17 protein-coding genes are annotated in these 13,513 nt (G+C 70.5%); 3 read left to right on the forward strand and 14 right to left on the reverse strand.

The genetic code is table 11. The features are described 5' to 3' along the window. Positions 1-10: 10 nt before the first annotated feature. The 4 genes from ABEA82_RS19705 to ABEA82_RS19720 all read right to left on the reverse strand — a co-directional run bounded on the left by ABEA82_RS19705 (position 11) and on the right by ABEA82_RS19720 (position 4,644). Positions 11-634 carry a TetR family transcriptional regulator gene (locus ABEA82_RS19705; protein WP_345662853.1) on the reverse strand — a complete coding sequence of 208 codons (624 nt, stop codon included), beginning with the start codon at positions 632-634 and terminating at the stop codon, positions 11-13. A gap of 106 nt (positions 635-740) precedes the next feature. Further along, on the reverse strand, positions 741-2,825 hold the full coding sequence (locus tag ABEA82_RS19710) for a phosphotransferase (protein WP_345662854.1): 2,085 nt from the start codon (positions 2,823-2,825) through the stop codon (positions 741-743). A 230-nt stretch (positions 2,826-3,055) separates the two neighbouring features. Further along, positions 3,056-3,793, reverse strand: coding sequence for an HAD family hydrolase (locus tag ABEA82_RS19715; RefSeq protein WP_345662855.1), 738 nt, complete (start codon positions 3,791-3,793; stop codon positions 3,056-3,058). Continuing rightward, positions 3,793-4,644, reverse strand: a complete 852-nt coding sequence (locus ABEA82_RS19720) for a FadR/GntR family transcriptional regulator (RefSeq protein WP_345662945.1) — start codon at positions 4,642-4,644, stop codon at positions 3,793-3,795. Before ABEA82_RS19720 ends, ABEA82_RS19715 begins: the two co-directional genes overlap by 1 nt. Positions 4,645-4,841: 197 nt before the next feature. Here ABEA82_RS19720 and ABEA82_RS19725 point away from each other — a divergent pair, with 197 nt between their 5' ends. Further along, complete coding sequence (locus ABEA82_RS19725) at positions 4,842-5,030, forward strand: hypothetical protein (RefSeq protein WP_345662856.1); 189 nt, start codon at positions 4,842-4,844, stop codon at positions 5,028-5,030. Between the two features lies 1 nt (position 5,031). Here the strand turns inward: ABEA82_RS19725 and ABEA82_RS19730 are convergent, their stop codons facing one another. The 3 genes from ABEA82_RS19730 to ABEA82_RS19740 all read right to left on the reverse strand — a co-directional run bounded on the left by ABEA82_RS19730 (position 5,032) and on the right by ABEA82_RS19740 (position 8,176). Further along, positions 5,032-5,949: a winged helix-turn-helix domain-containing protein gene (locus ABEA82_RS19730; protein WP_345662857.1), complete on the reverse strand. Its 918-nt coding sequence runs from the start codon at positions 5,947-5,949 to the stop codon at positions 5,032-5,034. Between the two features lie 250 nt (positions 5,950-6,199). Next, the gene (locus tag ABEA82_RS19735; RefSeq protein WP_345662858.1) at positions 6,200-7,465 is read right to left on the reverse strand and encodes a GNAT family N-acetyltransferase; all 1,266 of its coding nucleotides are present in this window, start codon (positions 7,463-7,465) and stop codon (positions 6,200-6,202) included. Positions 7,466-7,543: 78 nt separating this feature from the next. Then, complete coding sequence (locus tag ABEA82_RS19740) at positions 7,544-8,176, reverse strand: RsiG family protein (protein ID WP_345662859.1); 633 nt, start codon at positions 8,174-8,176, stop codon at positions 7,544-7,546. A gap of 212 nt (positions 8,177-8,388) precedes the next feature. Here ABEA82_RS19740 and dtd point away from each other — a divergent pair, with 212 nt between their 5' ends. After that, the gene (dtd, locus tag ABEA82_RS19745) at positions 8,389-8,814 is read left to right on the forward strand and encodes a D-aminoacyl-tRNA deacylase (RefSeq protein WP_003991219.1); all 426 of its coding nucleotides are present in this window, start codon (positions 8,389-8,391) and stop codon (positions 8,812-8,814) included. A 41-nt stretch (positions 8,815-8,855) separates the two neighbouring features. On the opposite strand, the gene ygfZ is transcribed toward dtd, so the two are convergent. The 3 genes from ygfZ to ABEA82_RS19760 are packed head-to-tail and all read right to left on the reverse strand — an operon-like array spanning position 8,856 to position 10,861. Next, positions 8,856-9,821 (reverse strand): CAF17-like 4Fe-4S cluster assembly/insertion protein YgfZ, encoded by a 966-nt coding sequence (ygfZ, locus tag ABEA82_RS19750; RefSeq protein ID WP_345662860.1) that lies wholly within the window; start codon positions 9,819-9,821, stop codon positions 8,856-8,858. A 10-nt stretch (positions 9,822-9,831) separates the two neighbouring features. Beyond that, the gene (locus tag ABEA82_RS19755) at positions 9,832-10,269 is read right to left on the reverse strand and encodes a Fur family transcriptional regulator (protein ID WP_345662861.1); all 438 of its coding nucleotides are present in this window, start codon (positions 10,267-10,269) and stop codon (positions 9,832-9,834) included. 16 nt (positions 10,270-10,285) lie between these two features. Beyond that, complete coding sequence (locus tag ABEA82_RS19760; RefSeq protein ID WP_345662862.1) at positions 10,286-10,861, reverse strand: heme-binding beta-barrel domain-containing protein; 576 nt, start codon at positions 10,859-10,861, stop codon at positions 10,286-10,288. A 203-nt stretch (positions 10,862-11,064) separates the two neighbouring features. Here ABEA82_RS19760 and ABEA82_RS19765 point away from each other — a divergent pair, with 203 nt between their 5' ends. Next, on the forward strand, positions 11,065-11,427 hold the full coding sequence (locus ABEA82_RS19765; RefSeq protein WP_345662863.1) for a DsrE family protein: 363 nt from the start codon (positions 11,065-11,067) through the stop codon (positions 11,425-11,427). On the opposite strand, the gene ABEA82_RS19770 is transcribed toward ABEA82_RS19765, so the two are convergent. The 4 genes from ABEA82_RS19770 to ABEA82_RS19785 all read right to left on the reverse strand — a co-directional run bounded on the left by ABEA82_RS19770 (position 11,421) and on the right by ABEA82_RS19785 (position 13,367). Then, a complete protein-coding gene (locus tag ABEA82_RS19770) occupies positions 11,421-11,807 on the reverse strand; it encodes a VOC family protein (RefSeq protein ID WP_345662864.1) in 387 nt (128 codons plus the stop codon). The two genes, ABEA82_RS19765 and ABEA82_RS19770, sit on opposite strands and share 7 nt — an antisense overlap. 37 nt (positions 11,808-11,844) lie before the next feature. Further along, complete coding sequence (locus ABEA82_RS19775) at positions 11,845-12,105, reverse strand: DUF3099 domain-containing protein (RefSeq protein ID WP_039933016.1); 261 nt, start codon at positions 12,103-12,105, stop codon at positions 11,845-11,847. 85 nt (positions 12,106-12,190) lie between these two features. After that, positions 12,191-12,478, reverse strand: a complete 288-nt coding sequence (locus tag ABEA82_RS19780; RefSeq protein ID WP_003991226.1) for a DUF1416 domain-containing protein — start codon at positions 12,476-12,478, stop codon at positions 12,191-12,193. Between the two features lie 43 nt (positions 12,479-12,521). Continuing rightward, positions 12,522-13,367, reverse strand: a complete 846-nt coding sequence (locus ABEA82_RS19785) for a sulfurtransferase (protein ID WP_345662865.1) — start codon at positions 13,365-13,367, stop codon at positions 12,522-12,524. Between the last annotated feature and the right edge of the window lie 146 nt (positions 13,368-13,513).

Consider the following 13,513-nt stretch of genomic DNA (forward strand, 5'->3'; position numbering starts at 1 on the left):
GTTAAATTTATTACCGAGTTCCGCCCTGGAGGTTCGGCGGCAGCCCGGCCGCCAGCCACCCGAAGGCCCGCTCGGCCGCGGCCACCGCGTCCGGCCGTACGTCCGCCACCCGCTCCCCCGCCGCGATCCGCCGCCAGTTCTCCATCGCGAGGATCCGCAGCACGGCCATGATCTGCCCGGCCGCGAGCCGCGCGTCCAGATCGCCCCCGAGCACCTCCGCGAGCGCGGCCTCGGACCGCTCCTGGTGCGTGTGCGCCCGGGCGACCAGGGAGGGCGTCTCGTAGAGAAGGCCGTGGAAGGCGAGGACCTGGGGGTGATCGCTGAGCCCGGTCACGGGATCGGACCGTTCGAGTCCGTCCAGGAAGTGCCGCCGCAACGCCTCGACCGGGGGCTCCTCCGCCTCGGCCACCACCCGCGCGGCCTCCCCCTCGTGGTCGGCGATCCGGTGCAGCACCAGATCCTCCTTGGCCGGGAAGTACCGGAACAGCGTCGGCTTCGAGATCTCGGCCGCCGCCGCCACCTCGGCGACGGACACCGCGTCGAACCCCTTCTCCAGGAAGAGCCGGATCGCGATGTCCGACACGACCTGGTACATCCGCTGCCTCTTGCGCTCCCGCAGCCCGATCTCGCTCATGCGGCGAGCCTACGCAGTGCCGCGCCGCGCCCGCCCGGGCCCGGGACCGGCCCCACGCCCAGGCCTGTGCCTGTGCCTATGCCTATGCCTATGCCTATGCCTATGCCTATGCCAGGGTCCGGGCGAGATAGGGACTGGCGGTGGACCGGGCCGGCAGACCGAGGGACGCGGTGGCGGCCGCGAGGGTCATGGCGTAGGAGTCGACGGCCCGCCGGACGTTCGGGGCGTCCAGACCGGCGCCGGTCACCAGCCGGTCGAGGTCGACGTAGGCGGACCGGACGATCTCGACCCAGCGGTAGACCCGCCAGTCCCGCTGCCAGTCCCGGGTGTACGCGCCGGGCAGTGTGTCCTCCCATCGCCGGAGCATGCGTTCCCGGATCTCCGGCCTGGTCGGGGTGAGGTGGAAGTGCCGGACCAGGTCGTACAGCGGGTCGCCGACCATGGCCATCTCCCAGTCGATGATGGTGAGGGCCAGACGGTCACGCTTGGAGTGGCGGACGAGGTTCCAGGGGTTGAGGTCCCCGTGCAGCAGGGCGTGCTTGCGCGGGGTGACGCGGTGCCGGGCGAGGATCTCGCTCAGCCGGTCGGCGTCCGGCAGGCCTAGCGCCTTGGCCACCTGCTGCGACTCCTTCGGCAGTGCCCGGACCAGGGCGACCAGCTGCTGGCTGAGCCAGGTGTAGAAGTCCCACGACCCGGCGAGCGGGTCGAGTCCGGCGTGGTCGACCCGGGTCAGCTCACCGAGCTGGTAGACGAGCCCGTCCGCCTCGTGCGGCAGCAGGCCGTTCACCGGGTGGCTGGGGGGCCGGTCGCTGTGCCGCGGTCCGACGTAGGTGTGGACGGCGAAGTCGTCCCCGCCGTGGCTCCTGCCCAGCGCGAGCACCCTGGGGGCCGTCACGTCGACGTCGGAGCGCGCGATGGCGCGCAGTACGGCGTGCTCGCTGAGGTGGCTCGGCTCCAGGCGGCAGAACGAGGCGATCCTGCGCCGCACCACCACGGGGAAGTCGACGTGCGGGACGCGGACGACGGAGTTGAGGTGCGCGGTGCCCTTGAAGACCCGGCCGGCCGGAGCCGTGCCCTCCGCGACCAGGGCGGCGCGCACCGCCGGGTGCGGGAAGCAGGGGTCCTCCGGGACCCGTTTGTCGGGGAGCCAGGTGAGGGCCGGGACCGGCCGGAAGGCGGTGGGCCGGCGGTGCCGGGAGGTCTGCCGGCGCAGCAGCACCCGCTCGACCTCCGTCTCGCCCGGGACCCGCGCGAGCCCGAGCGGCTCGGCGGCGGTGGTGAGCGCCCGGTGCACGGTGGCGGTGGCCTCCGCGAGGCTCCGGTCGTCGAGCCGGTCGTCCAGCGTCTTGGCGGCACGCATCACGTCCGGGTACACGGACTGGGCCCGTTCGAAGGCCACGTAGTGCCGCAGGTCCTTGGTCAGGCCGTTGACCGCCGAGGGCCGTGACTCCTCCATGGCCACCGCCCAGGCCTGCCGCACCTCGTCCCACTGGGACGCGGGATAGCGCATCCGGACCAGGTGGGTCGCGAGCTCGTGCAGCGGATCGCCGAAGGTCGCGAGTTCCCAGTCGACGCAGGCGATCGACCGGTCGTCCGCGGCGACGATGAGGTTGTCGCGGTGCAGATCGGTGTGGAGCAGGCCGTACGGGCGGCGCGTCATGGCGGGGATGCGCTCGGCCAGTCTGGTCAGGGCGTCGGCCGGGACGCCCAGGGCCTCGAACAGCCCGCCGAACTCGTTCCAGTTGGGCTGCCGGACCTGGCGGTCGGCCTGCTGGACGAGGGTGCGCAGGAAGCCGCGGCTGTCCTTGTCGCCGCCCGTCCGTACGCCCGGCACCGGCGGCAGGGTCTCCTTGCGGACCTGTGCCATGTGGGCGACCGTCCGCATCAGTGACGTGATGAGGGGGCGTTCGACCGGTTCGCCGTCCTTGCTGACGCTGGAGAGCGGAACGCCCTCCACATAGCTGTGGACCGCTGAACCGTTCCGCCTGGCCAGGCATTCCGGTGCCCTGGGCAGCGCGCCGCGGATGGCCCGGAGCACGTCGGGTTCCCTCCAGGTCCGGATCACCACGGGCAGGGCGTCGAGGGTCCGCAGCCGCACTATCGCCGGGGTGCCCGTCTCGCGTCCCACGTACCGGGCCATGGGCTCGGTCAGGGGCAACACGAAGTTCCGGTTGTGATGGCCGTCGTACATCACGCCGTCTGTCGTCGCCCGCCGCACGAACTCCCCGTAAGGATCGTGCGCGGGGGCCCTCCCCGGGGGAGGTGGGGAAACCGGCTGCGGGTGCACCGGCTGCTCCTGGATCAAAGTGCGAGGCTCTGGAAAGTGTTGCAGAGCCTAGCGGCGCGCCGGTGCCCACACGACTCGAGTCCGGTGATCGGTGGTCTCAATGAGGTAACCGTGACAGTCGGGTACTTGTGCGATTACGCCCCCCGCAGGGTGATCAGGACTTCCTCCATGGAGCGGACGATGTGCGACGGCTCCACGCCGACGGCCACCAGCCGGTCCAGTTGGCGCTGGTTGCGGGCGTAGCCGAGGAAGGGGACGCCCAGCTTCTGCGCCGCCTCGTAGTCCGTGCCGGCGTCGCCGAGCATGAGGGCGTGTGACGGGTCCGCTCCGAGCGCCTTGAGGGCCTGGGACAGGCAGTGCGGGTGGGGCTTCATCTGGTCGAGGTCCTTGGTGCGCCCGTAGATGTAGGGGAAGCACGCCTTGAGGCCCCGGCTCTCCACGTAGGCCGCCGCCGCGAGTGCCGAGTTGTTCGTGGTGATGGCGAACCTGGCCCCCAGGGCCGACCAGGTCCTGATGAGCGGGTCCACGTACGGCGTGGGCATCGCGCCGGGCACGGCCGTCAGCTCCTGCTGGGTGAGCCACTCCTCGAGCAGGGTGATCAGGTCGCTCTCCGGATGCCGCTTGTTGACGCCGAGCAGCACGGCCTGCGGATCCGGGTCGAGACGTTCCTCCTCCCTCAGCAGTCCGCCCAGACCGCGCTGCTGTATCAGGTTCACCAGCTCCCGTGCCACACCGGCCGCCGGGTGGCCGGCGAACAGCCGGCAGATCGGCCCGTCGAGATCCCAGAGGACGTATCGAACGGGAGCGAGCAGTTCGCGCAGTTCCCCGGCCGGTGCCGTCACCGCACCAGTCCGCGTCGTATCAGAGGTCACTAGGAGAGTGTCAGGTCCGTCGTGATGGTTTCCCAGAGGGCGTCGAACCACTTCTGGGATTCCTTCACGAACGCCGCGTCCCGCTGACCCGCCCGTTTCACGAAGGAGAACAGCAGGGACTGGGAGCCGAGGACGTCGTACATGTCCAGGGTCTGGCTGCCCCACTCCTCCGCGCGCCTGGTGAGCATGTAGTAGCCGATCAGCGCCTCCTCCTGGTTGAGGAGGTACAGCTTCACCGGCGGGGTGAAGGGCAGCGCGCGGAAGCGGACGCGTACGTCCATGCCGTGGGTGGAGCGCAGGGCCAGCAGGTTGTGCTGGAGGACCTGGCCCTGGGCGTTGCGCATGGACAGCCAGCGCTGGTGGACGGGGTTGTCGTCGCCGTGGGCCTCCACGGGGACGGGGAAGGCCAGCTCGATGTCCCGGGAGGGGACGAGGATGCGGACATCGATCGACTCGGGGTGGAGGCGGCCCTCGTGGATCAGGCGGAGCGGCTCGCCGATGGCGACCATCAGCGTCTCCGCGGTGTGGCAGACGACGTCGACCCGCACGCGCCGGGCCGAGAACGCCTCGGTCAGCCGGGGCGCCAGCCCCACCATCGTCGGCTGCGGCTCCCCCCGCGCCGGCGTCGGTTCCGCGATCCGCGGCGGGCTGCCCTTGCTGACATTGGTGAGGAGGCCGTCCTCCTGGAGTGCCCGCACGGCCTGGCGTACGGTGCCGCGTTCCACACCGAACTCCTCCGCGAGTTCGGCCTGGGTGGGCAGCCGGTCCCCGGGCCTCAGCTCACCGGAGCGGATGCGTTCCCGCAGGCGGTCGGCGATCTCCTGGGGCGTGAGCCTTCTGCTGCCGTTCACTGCCACGTTCTCCGCCACGCTCTCCCCACCGTCTGCTGGGCCACGACCGAACGCTACAACTCTGATCCATCTGACGGGAGTTGTTTGAAAGTTGTTTATAACCAGTAGCCAAGTGGGGACAACTTAATCAGAGTTGGTTGCCAACTTCTCGGAGTTGGCGGAAGTTTTGCTTCCGAACTTCCGAAGGGGGAACCCCGATGCCCACCCTCGCTCTCCTCTCCGCCGCCTTCGTCGTCGCCTTCGAGCAGCTCGTCCAGTGGAAGTACGGCCCGGTCGGCATCGTCGGCCTGCTCCTGCTCACCGTGGGCATCAAGGCCAAGAGCCCGGCGGTCAGCTCCGCCGGAGCGGTCGTGCTCGCCCTGCTGATGACGGGACCCGCCCGCTGAGTCAGCCCGTCAGCACCAGCTCCGAACTGATCGTCTCCCACAGCGCGTTGAACCACAGGTGGGACTGCTCCACGAACGTCGTGTCGCGCAGGCCCGGACCCTGCCGGAAGGAGAACAGCATCGACCGCGTGCCCTGGGCGTCGTACATCTCCAGGTGCTCGTGGTCGATCTCGGTCTCCCTTCGGGCCAGCGTGTAGTAAGCGAACAGCGCCTCCGCGCCGTTGAGGAGGTAGAGCTTCACCGGCGGCGTGAAGGGCAGCGCGCGGAACGTGACCTGTACGTCGATGCCGTGCGTGGCGCGCAGGGCCAGCAGGTTGTGCTCCAGCACCTGCCCCTGGGCGTTGCGCATCGCGACCCATCGCTCGTGCACCCAGTCGTCGCGGCGCCCCTCGACCGGCACCGGGAAGGCGAGGTCGATGTCCCGGCTGGGCAGCAGGACACGGACATCGACCTTGGCCGGTTTCAGCCGCCCGGCGTGGATCTGCCGCAGTGGCTCACCGATGGCGAGCGTGAGGGAGATGGAGGTCAGGCACACGGCGTCGATCTCGACGTGCTCCGCCGCGAACGCCTCCGCGATCCGGGGCGCGAGGGCCACGGTCGTCGGCAGCGGCGGCGCTTCCGGGCCGGTCAGCGCCCGGGTGAGGTCGGCGGCGACGGTCGCCGGGGCACCCTTGGACACATTGGTGAGCAGCCGCTCGGACTGGAGGATGCGCAGCGCCTGACGCACGGCACCGCGCTCGACGCCGAACTCGTGAGCCAGCTGGGCCTGGGTGGGCATGCGTTCACCCGGCCGCAGCGCTCCTGACCTGATCCGGGCGCGCAGCTCTTCGGCCACCTCGCGATGTGTTCTCTGTGGCCGTTGCGACCTCTTCCGTCCAGTGACGGAGGCGTGTTCCGGGTCCACATCTGCACGGTACAACTTCCCGCCATCTTTGGGCAGTTCAGGGCAGGGTGGTTATGAGCCGCTTCCAAGCGGAGATAAGTACAGAGAAGTTGGTCGCCAACTTGAGCGACATGGTCAGCTCTTCAGGAGGTTGGCCATCCACCCACGGGACTCCCTTCCGGAGGGGAGCCGGGAGCCCCGCTCGACCAGAGCAGCACCGCACCACAACCACAACAGAACAGCTCGCTACGGATGCGGGTCCCCGTCGTCGGCAGGAGGGAGCGGTTCAGAACATGTCCGGGCACCAAGGCCGCCTGGACGTACGCAGCAGGGCGTCGGCCTTCCGGGCGGCGCCCGCTCGTTCTTCCCGGACCCTGCCCAGCGCGGCCAGCCGCACCGCCGACTCGTCCCCCAGATACAGCGCCCCCAGGTCGCCCAGTCCCACCGCGACGTCCGCGCTCTCGGTGGTCGGCGTGCAGGACGCCCCGTCGGCAGAGGCGTCCAGGCGGTAGCGCCCGCCGGTCAGCCCGTCCACCCCGGCGACCTCCAGCACCAGCGTGCCCTCCCCCTCGTACGTCCGCGCCTCCAGGGCCCGTTCGACATCCAGGATCCGCACCCACAGCCAGTCCGCCAGCGACGTGATCCTGGCCGCCCTCGGGTCGGGCAGGAGGTGCGGGAGCAGGTCGTCCGGCGCCCGATAGCCGCTCTTCACCTTCACGACCCAGTCGATCGAGCAGAGGTACTGCCACAGGGCCCGCTCCGCGGCCGGTGTCACGCCGGTCAGCCAGTTCACGGTCGCGGTGTTCAACGGCTGCTTGGCGTCACCCCAGTTGTCGTCCACCTTGTACGCGGCCAGGCCCTCGACCTCGCCGGACGCCGAGCGGTACACGGCGAAGAAGGGCTGCTCCCACGACGGGTCGAACCGCACGGCGCCGGTCTCCAGGCGCCACCACAGCTCGTCGCGGTCGATCGCACCCGGCTGGGTACGGCGCAGCCGGTCGTGCAGTTCGGGGCCGAGCTTGCGGACCTCCTCGCCGTCCACCAGGTCGATCCTCCCGCCGTCCGCCGGGCCCGCCCAGCGGGCGTCGAGACCGGTCCGCGGCACGTCGACCGTCCACTCGGCCGTCCAGGTCGCCGGCCCGAAGCCGTACCGGCCGTAGATCGGGTACTCGGCGGCGATCAGCGTCGCGACGACGTCCCCCCGCTCCTTCGCGGCCGCCAGGTCCCGCGCCATCATGCCGCTGAGCAGCCCGCGGCGGCGGTGGGTGGCGTGGACGGTGACGCCCGAGACGGCGTCGGCCGGGACGGTCGCCCCGCCCACGACCGTCAGTTCCTGGTCGAAGGACCGGAACGTCGCCACACACCGTCCCCCGTCGAAGGCTCCGAGGTAGCGGCCCGGCACGAACCTCCGGCGGCGACGCTCCTCGCGCTCCTCCTCGGAGACGGCCGGCGCCCGCAGGAAACCGGTGTTCACGGCACGCAGCCAGTCGCCGAACTCGGCTTCGGTGATCGGGCGTATGCCGATGCCGTCGGCTCGGGGCGTGGGGGTCATGGACTCACGCTAGGCGGAGGGCCGGTCGGTGTCGCGCGGATTTCCGCGCACCGGCCCTCCCCACCCCGGGGGGGCGGCTCACACCAGCAGGTCGTCGACCTGCGCCTCGCCCTCGCGGTACCGGCGGGTGATCTCCGCGCTGCACTCGTCGGCCGTGCGCTGGAGCCGCTGCCGCCGCCGGGAGACCTGCTGCTCGTAGCGCACGAGCCGTCCCATCGCGGTGGTCAGCTCCTCGTCCGTGCGCGCCTGGAGATCGGACAGCTCGACCTCGGAGAGCATCTCCGAGGCCAGCCGCCGGTACTCCTCGCCCTGCGGTGTGCCCAGGGTCACGTGCCGGGCGGAGGAGCGGTTGCGGGCGGGGGCGTCCCGCAGGATCTCCGCCAGCCGCTCGACCACGGACGCCTCCGCGGGCACGTCGACGGAGACCGGTTCCGCCGGGGTACGTCGCGCCAGCTCGGCCCGCAGGATGTCGATCCGTCCCTGGAGCAGCCGCCGTACGTAGCTGAGGTCGGCCTCGTCGCGCTGGGCCTCGCGGCGCAGGGTGCGCAGCTCGGGCAGGCTCCGCGCGGCCGCCCCGTCCCCGGGAGCGTCCGACGGCAGCCGCGGGCTGTCGGTGCGCTGTGTGGGCGGCCGGTGGTACTCCGTCGCCGCGATCCCCGTGTACGCCGACCAGACAGCCCCCGACTGCTGCCCGGTGCTTGATGTGCTCATGTGCCTCAACCGTCCCCTCGACCGGTGCGTGAAAGCATCGTGCCACCCCAAGTGGCCGCTATGGGAACGAGTGCCCCCGATAGACCCCAGATGGGCGGATAGGCAGCAAAATACGTCCCAGCGCGGTCCGTTGGCGCCCGATGCAAACCACCCGTTCGTGCCATGCGCGAACCGCCCGCGGCCCCGCGGTCACCGCCCTGCATGATGGATGTATGCGAGCAGTGGTGCAGAGGGTGGACGGCGCGAGCGTCGTCGTGGACGGCGAGACCGTGGGCGCGATCGAGGGCGAGGGGCTGTGCGTCCTGGTCGGCGTGACCCACGAGGACACCAAGGAGAAGGCGGCCCAGCTGGCCCGCAAGCTCTGGTCGATCCGCATGCTGCACGACGAGAAGTCGTGCAGCGACGTCGACGCCCCGCTCCTGGTGATCAGCCAGTTCACGCTCTACGGCGACGCCCGCAAGGGCCGCCGCCCCACCTGGAACGCCGCCGCCCCCGGTGACGTCGCCGAACCGCTCGTCGACGAGGTGGTTGCCCAACTGCGCTCGCTCGGTGCGACGGTGGCGACGGGCCGCTTCGGCGCGGCGATGAGGGTATCGCTCACGAACGACGGCCCGTTCACCGTGCAGATCGAAATCTGACCCGAAAGGTCTACAAGCGTCAAAGCCCCACGGCGGAGGCTTTACGGCTCGACGACGACTTCCTGGGCGGCGGCCGTGTCGCCGGCGACCAGGGGCGCGTCCACGGCCACGTTCCGCTTCACCAGGGCGAGGGCGACCGGGCCGAGCTCGTGGTGGCGAGCGGAGGTCGTGATGAAGCCGATCTTCCGGCCGTCGGGGCCGTCGTCCGCGAGCCGGACCTCGGTGCCGGCGCCCGGCAGGTGGACCTCGCTGCCGTCCAGGTGCAGGAAGACCAGCCGGCGCGGCGGCTTGCCCAGGTTCTGCACCCGGGCGACCGTCTCCTGGCCCCGGTAGCAGCCCTTCTGCAGGTGCACCGCCGAGCCGATCCAGCCCAGCTCGTGCGGGATCGTGCGGTGGTCGGTCTCGAAACCGAGCCGGGGACGGTGCTGCTCCACGCGCAGCGCCTCGTGGGCCAGGATCCCGGCGGGCGGCCCGGCCTGCTCGGCGAACGCCTCCAGGTCGGCGCGCGGCAGGAACAGGTCACGGCCGTACGGCGTCTCCCGTACGACGACACTCTCCGGGACGTCGGCGATCGAGCCGGCCGGCAGGTGCACCACCGCGGTGTCGGCCGTCCGGTCGGCGACCTCGACCTTGTAGAAGAACTTCATCGACTCCAGGTACGCGATCAGCGCCTCCTGGGTGCCCGGCTCCACATGGGCCCAGACCGTCTCACCGTCGTCGACGAGGTACAGCGCGTGCTCGATGTGGCCGTTCGCGGAGAGGATCAGCGCCTCGGTCGCACGGCCCACCGGGAGCTCGCTGACGTGCTGGGTGAGCAGCAGGTGCAGCCAGGTGAGCCGGTCGTCGCCGGTGACGGCGACGACTCCGCGGTGCGAGAGGTCCACGAAGCCGGTGCCGTCGGCGAGGGCGCGCTGCTCCCGGAACAGGTCGCCGTAGTGGGCCGCGACGCCTTCGTCCGCGCCCTCGGCGGGGACGGCGCCGGGCAGGGTCAGCAGGGGGCTCTTCATACTTCTAAGCCTACGACTCGGTAGTTGAAGCCTTGAGCGCGCAGTCCTCGCACCGGCCGAAGATCGCGAAGTGCTTCATGTCGGTGTCGAAGCCGAACGTCTGGCGCAGCTTGGCGGTGAACTCGGCGGCCACGGAGACGTCCGCCTCGATGACGTTCTGGCAGTCGCGGCACACCAGGTGGAGGTGGTGGTGCCGGTCCGCGAGGTGGTACGTCGGCGCCCCGTGCCCCAGATGCGCGTGGCTGACCAGCCCGAGCTCCTCCAGGAGCTCCAGCGTCCGGTACACCGTGGAAATGTTGACCCCCGACGCCGTCTTCCGCACTTCCGCGAGGATGTCGTCGGGGGTCGCGTGCTCCAGGGTGTCCACGGCTTCGAGCACGAGTTGCCGCTGCGGGGTCAGCCGGTAGCCGCGCTGCCGCAGATCGCTCTTCCAGTCGGTGCTCACCACACCCCTGAGTCTAGGACTACTTGAAGAAAGCGATGCCGTCGTCCGGCATGTCGTCGGGCAGGGCCTTGGCCCAGCGCTCGACGTCCTCCGGGGTGACGACCTTCTTCAGATGGGCCGACATGTAGGGGCGCAGCTCGACCTCGGGGGTCTGCTTCTCGCCGACCCACATCAGGTCGCTCTTGACGTAGCCGTAGAGCCGCTTGCCGCCGCTGTAGGGCTGGGAGGCGGCCGTCCGGGCCACGGCGTCCGTCACCAGGTCGATCTGCGGCTTCTGGTCGGCCAGCTCGCCGTACCAGATCTCGATGACGCCGTCGTCGCGGGTCATCGTCACCTCGACCTTGCGCTCGGCGTCGATCCGCCAGAAGCCGTGCTCGGACTCCAGCGGCCGGACCTTGTTGCCGTCGTTGTCCAGGACCCAGGAGTGGGAGTGGTACTCCAGGAAGTCCCGGCCGTCGTGGGTGAACGTGACCTCCTGCCCGAAGTTGCACTTCTCGGAGCCGGGGAAGTCGTGCACGCCGGCACCCGCCCAGTTGCCGAGCAGGAAGGCGAGCGGGACGAGGTCCTTGTGGAGGTCGGACGGGATCTCGATCATGGGAACTTCCTAGACGTGGGTCAGCGCTGGCCCTGGTACAGCTTCTTCACGGTCAGTCCGGCGAAGGCGATGACGCCGACGGCGACCAGGACCAACAGGATTTCGAAGAAAAGCTCCACGGGGTGCTCCTTGAGCGGGGTGCGGATGTGTGCACAGGGCCGGCCCCAGCTTACGCGGGCGCTTCCGGCACTACGATTCCGGCTATGGCGAAGAAGCTGGTGATCAAGGTGACGGCGGGGGCCGACGCCCCCGAGCGGTGCTCGCAGGCGTTCACGGTGGCGGCGGTGGCCGTGGCCAGTGGTGTCGACGTCTCCCTGTGGCTGACCGGCGAGTCCGCCTGGTTCGCGCTGCCCGGCCGGGCGGCCGAGTTCGAGCTGCCGCACGCGGCCCCGCTGCCCGATCTGATCGAGTCCATCATGGCGGCCGGCCGCATCACCCTGTGCACCCAGTGCGCGGCCCGCCGGGAGATCACGGAGAAGGACGTCATCGAGGGCGTGCGCATCGCGGGCGCGCAGGTCTTCGTCCAGGAGTCCCTGGCGGACGACACCCAGGCGCTCGTCTACTGAGCCTGCCGGTCCCTCTCGGTGTAGAGGCAGAAGGGGTGGCCCGCCGGGTCCAGGAGGACCCGTACGTCGCCCTGTGGCTGGAACGCGGCGAGCCGCGCCCCCTCGGCGACCGCACGGGCCGTCTCCGCCGCCAGGTCGTCGACCTCGATGTCGAGGTGCATCATCATCTGCTGCCGGTCCGGCGCGCTCGGCCAGAGCGGCGGGCGGTAGGCCGGTTCCGTCTGGAAGGACAGCCCCGTGCCTCCGTCGGGCGGCCGGATGTGCACCCAGTCCGGCCCGTCCTCCCCGCGCCACACCCGCCAGCCGGGCAGCAGCCGCAGATAGAAGTCCGCCAGTGCGCGGGCGTCCGGCGCGTCCAGGGTCGCCGCTGTCAGTCTCATGGGGCCGGGATACCCGCCGGACGGGAGAAGACGCCGGTCACCTCGGCCGCTTCTTGCCGTCCAGTTCGTCCCACCACTCGTCGGACTGGGGGTCGCCGGACGGGTCGTCCCACCAGCGGTCGTCGGGGCCCCGGCGGTTCGCGACCATCGCCGCGAGGGGCGGGATGACCATGGCGACGACGCACATCCCGACGGCCACGGGGATCGACCACAGCCGCACGACACCCCAGGCCAGGACGAACAGCCCGATGCAGCCGCCCATCATCGCGAAGTACGTGCGTCGGCGTCGTGCGTACATATGTCCAGCGTAGGTCCGGGCACGCCGAAGGGCCGCACCCCAGGTGTCCAACCCGGGGGGTGCGGCCCCTACTGGTCGCTCGCCGTCAGACGGCGATCGCGACCTCCGCCAGTCCACCCTGCTGGGCGACGACCGTGCGGTCGGCGGTGGCGCCGGGCACGAGGGCACGGACGGTCCAGGTGCCCTCGGCCGCGTAGAAGCGGAACTGTCCGGTCGCCGAGGTCGGCACCTCGGCCGTGAACTCGCCGGTCGAGTCCAGCAGACGGACGTAGCCCACCACGGGCTCGCCGTCCTTGGTCACCTGACCCTGGATCGTGGTCTCACCGGGCTTGATCGTCGAGGCGTCGGGGCCGCCGGCCTTCGCTCCACACATGTCGTTCTCCTGAAGGGGGTGATGAGAGGTCGGTCGGGAGGTCTTACTTGTTGGCGCCGAGCTCGATCGGCACGCCCACCAGGGAGCCGTACTCGGTCCAGGAGCCGTCGTAGTTCTTGACGTTCTCCACGCCGAGCAGCTCGTGCAGCACGAACCAGGTCAGCGCGGAGCGCTCACCGATGCGGCAGTAGGCGATGGTGTCCTTGGCCAGGTCGACGCTCTCCTCGGTGTAGAGCTCCTTGAGCTCGTCGTCCGACTTGAAGGTGCCGTCGTCGTTGGCGTTCTTGGACCACGGGATGTTCCGGGCGCTCGGCACGTGGCCGGGGCGCTGGGACTGCTCCTGCGGCAGGTGGGCCGGGGCGAGCAGCTTGCCGGAGAACTCGTCGGGCGAGCGCACGTCGACGAGGTTCTGCGAACCGATGGCGGCCACGACGTCGTCGCGGAAGGCGCGGATGGACGTGTCCTGGGGCTTGGCCTTGTAGTCCGTCTTCGGGCGCTCCGGCACCTCGTCGCCGTCGACCAGCTCGCGGGCGTCGAGCTCCCACTTCTTGCGGCCGCCGTCGAGGAGCTTGACGTTCTCGTGGCCGTACAGCTTGAAGTACCAGTACGCGTACGAGGCGAACCAGTTGTTGTTACCGCCGTACAGCACCACCGTGTGGTCGTTCGCGATGCCCTTGTCGGACAGGAGCTTCTCGAAGCCCTCCTGGTCGACGAAGTCACGGCGGACCGGGTCCTGGAGGTCCTTGGTCCAGTCGATGCGGATCGCGTTCTTGATGTGGTTCTTGTCGTACGCGGACGTGTCCTCGTCGACCTCGACGATCGCGAGGGTCGGGTCGTCCAGGTGCTCCTGAAGCCAGTCGGCGTCGACCAGGACGTCGCTGCGGCTCATGCTCTTCTCCTCCGGGGCAGTTACGGCGGGGCATACGAGATGTCGATGGCACGCGCCCAGGGCAGGGCGGCGCACGGATGCCCTTGATGCAGGGCGGCGGGGATGCGCGCGGCGACGCGAGGGCCGACGCGGTCGCTCAGAAGGTG

It is taken from the genome of Streptomyces venetus (assembly GCF_039540295.1).
In the GTDB taxonomy this organism is placed as follows: domain Bacteria; phylum Actinomycetota; class Actinomycetes; order Streptomycetales; family Streptomycetaceae; genus Streptomyces; species Streptomyces venetus.

Coding starts and splice junctions, on each gene's coding strand:
- ABEA82_RS19780 (WP_003991226.1), bottom strand. CDS start 12,478: ATGTGTGGAGCGAAGGCCGGCGGCCCCGACGCCTCGACGATCAAGCCC.
- ABEA82_RS19770 (WP_345662864.1), bottom strand. CDS start 11,807: ATGAGACTGACAGCGGCGACCCTGGACGCGCCGGACGCCCGCGCACTG.
- ABEA82_RS19765 (WP_345662863.1), top strand. CDS start 11,065: ATGGCGAAGAAGCTGGTGATCAAGGTGACGGCGGGGGCCGACGCCCCC.
- dtd (WP_003991219.1), top strand. CDS start 8,389: ATGCGAGCAGTGGTGCAGAGGGTGGACGGCGCGAGCGTCGTCGTGGAC.
- ABEA82_RS19705 (WP_345662853.1), bottom strand. CDS start 634: ATGAGCGAGATCGGGCTGCGGGAGCGCAAGAGGCAGCGGATGTACCAG.
- ygfZ (WP_345662860.1), bottom strand. CDS start 9,821: ATGAAGAGCCCCCTGCTGACCCTGCCCGGCGCCGTCCCCGCCGAGGGC.
- ABEA82_RS19735 (WP_345662858.1), bottom strand. CDS start 7,465: ATGACCCCCACGCCCCGAGCCGACGGCATCGGCATACGCCCGATCACC.
- ABEA82_RS19725 (WP_345662856.1), top strand. CDS start 4,842: ATGCCCACCCTCGCTCTCCTCTCCGCCGCCTTCGTCGTCGCCTTCGAG.
- ABEA82_RS19740 (WP_345662859.1), bottom strand. CDS start 8,176: ATGAGCACATCAAGCACCGGGCAGCAGTCGGGGGCTGTCTGGTCGGCG.
- ABEA82_RS19710 (WP_345662854.1), bottom strand. CDS start 2,825: ATGTACGACGGCCATCACAACCGGAACTTCGTGTTGCCCCTGACCGAG.
- ABEA82_RS19775 (WP_039933016.1), bottom strand. CDS start 12,105: ATGTACGCACGACGCCGACGCACGTACTTCGCGATGATGGGCGGCTGC.
- ABEA82_RS19785 (WP_345662865.1), bottom strand. CDS start 13,367: ATGAGCCGCAGCGACGTCCTGGTCGACGCCGACTGGCTTCAGGAGCAC.
- ABEA82_RS19760 (WP_345662862.1), bottom strand. CDS start 10,861: ATGATCGAGATCCCGTCCGACCTCCACAAGGACCTCGTCCCGCTCGCC.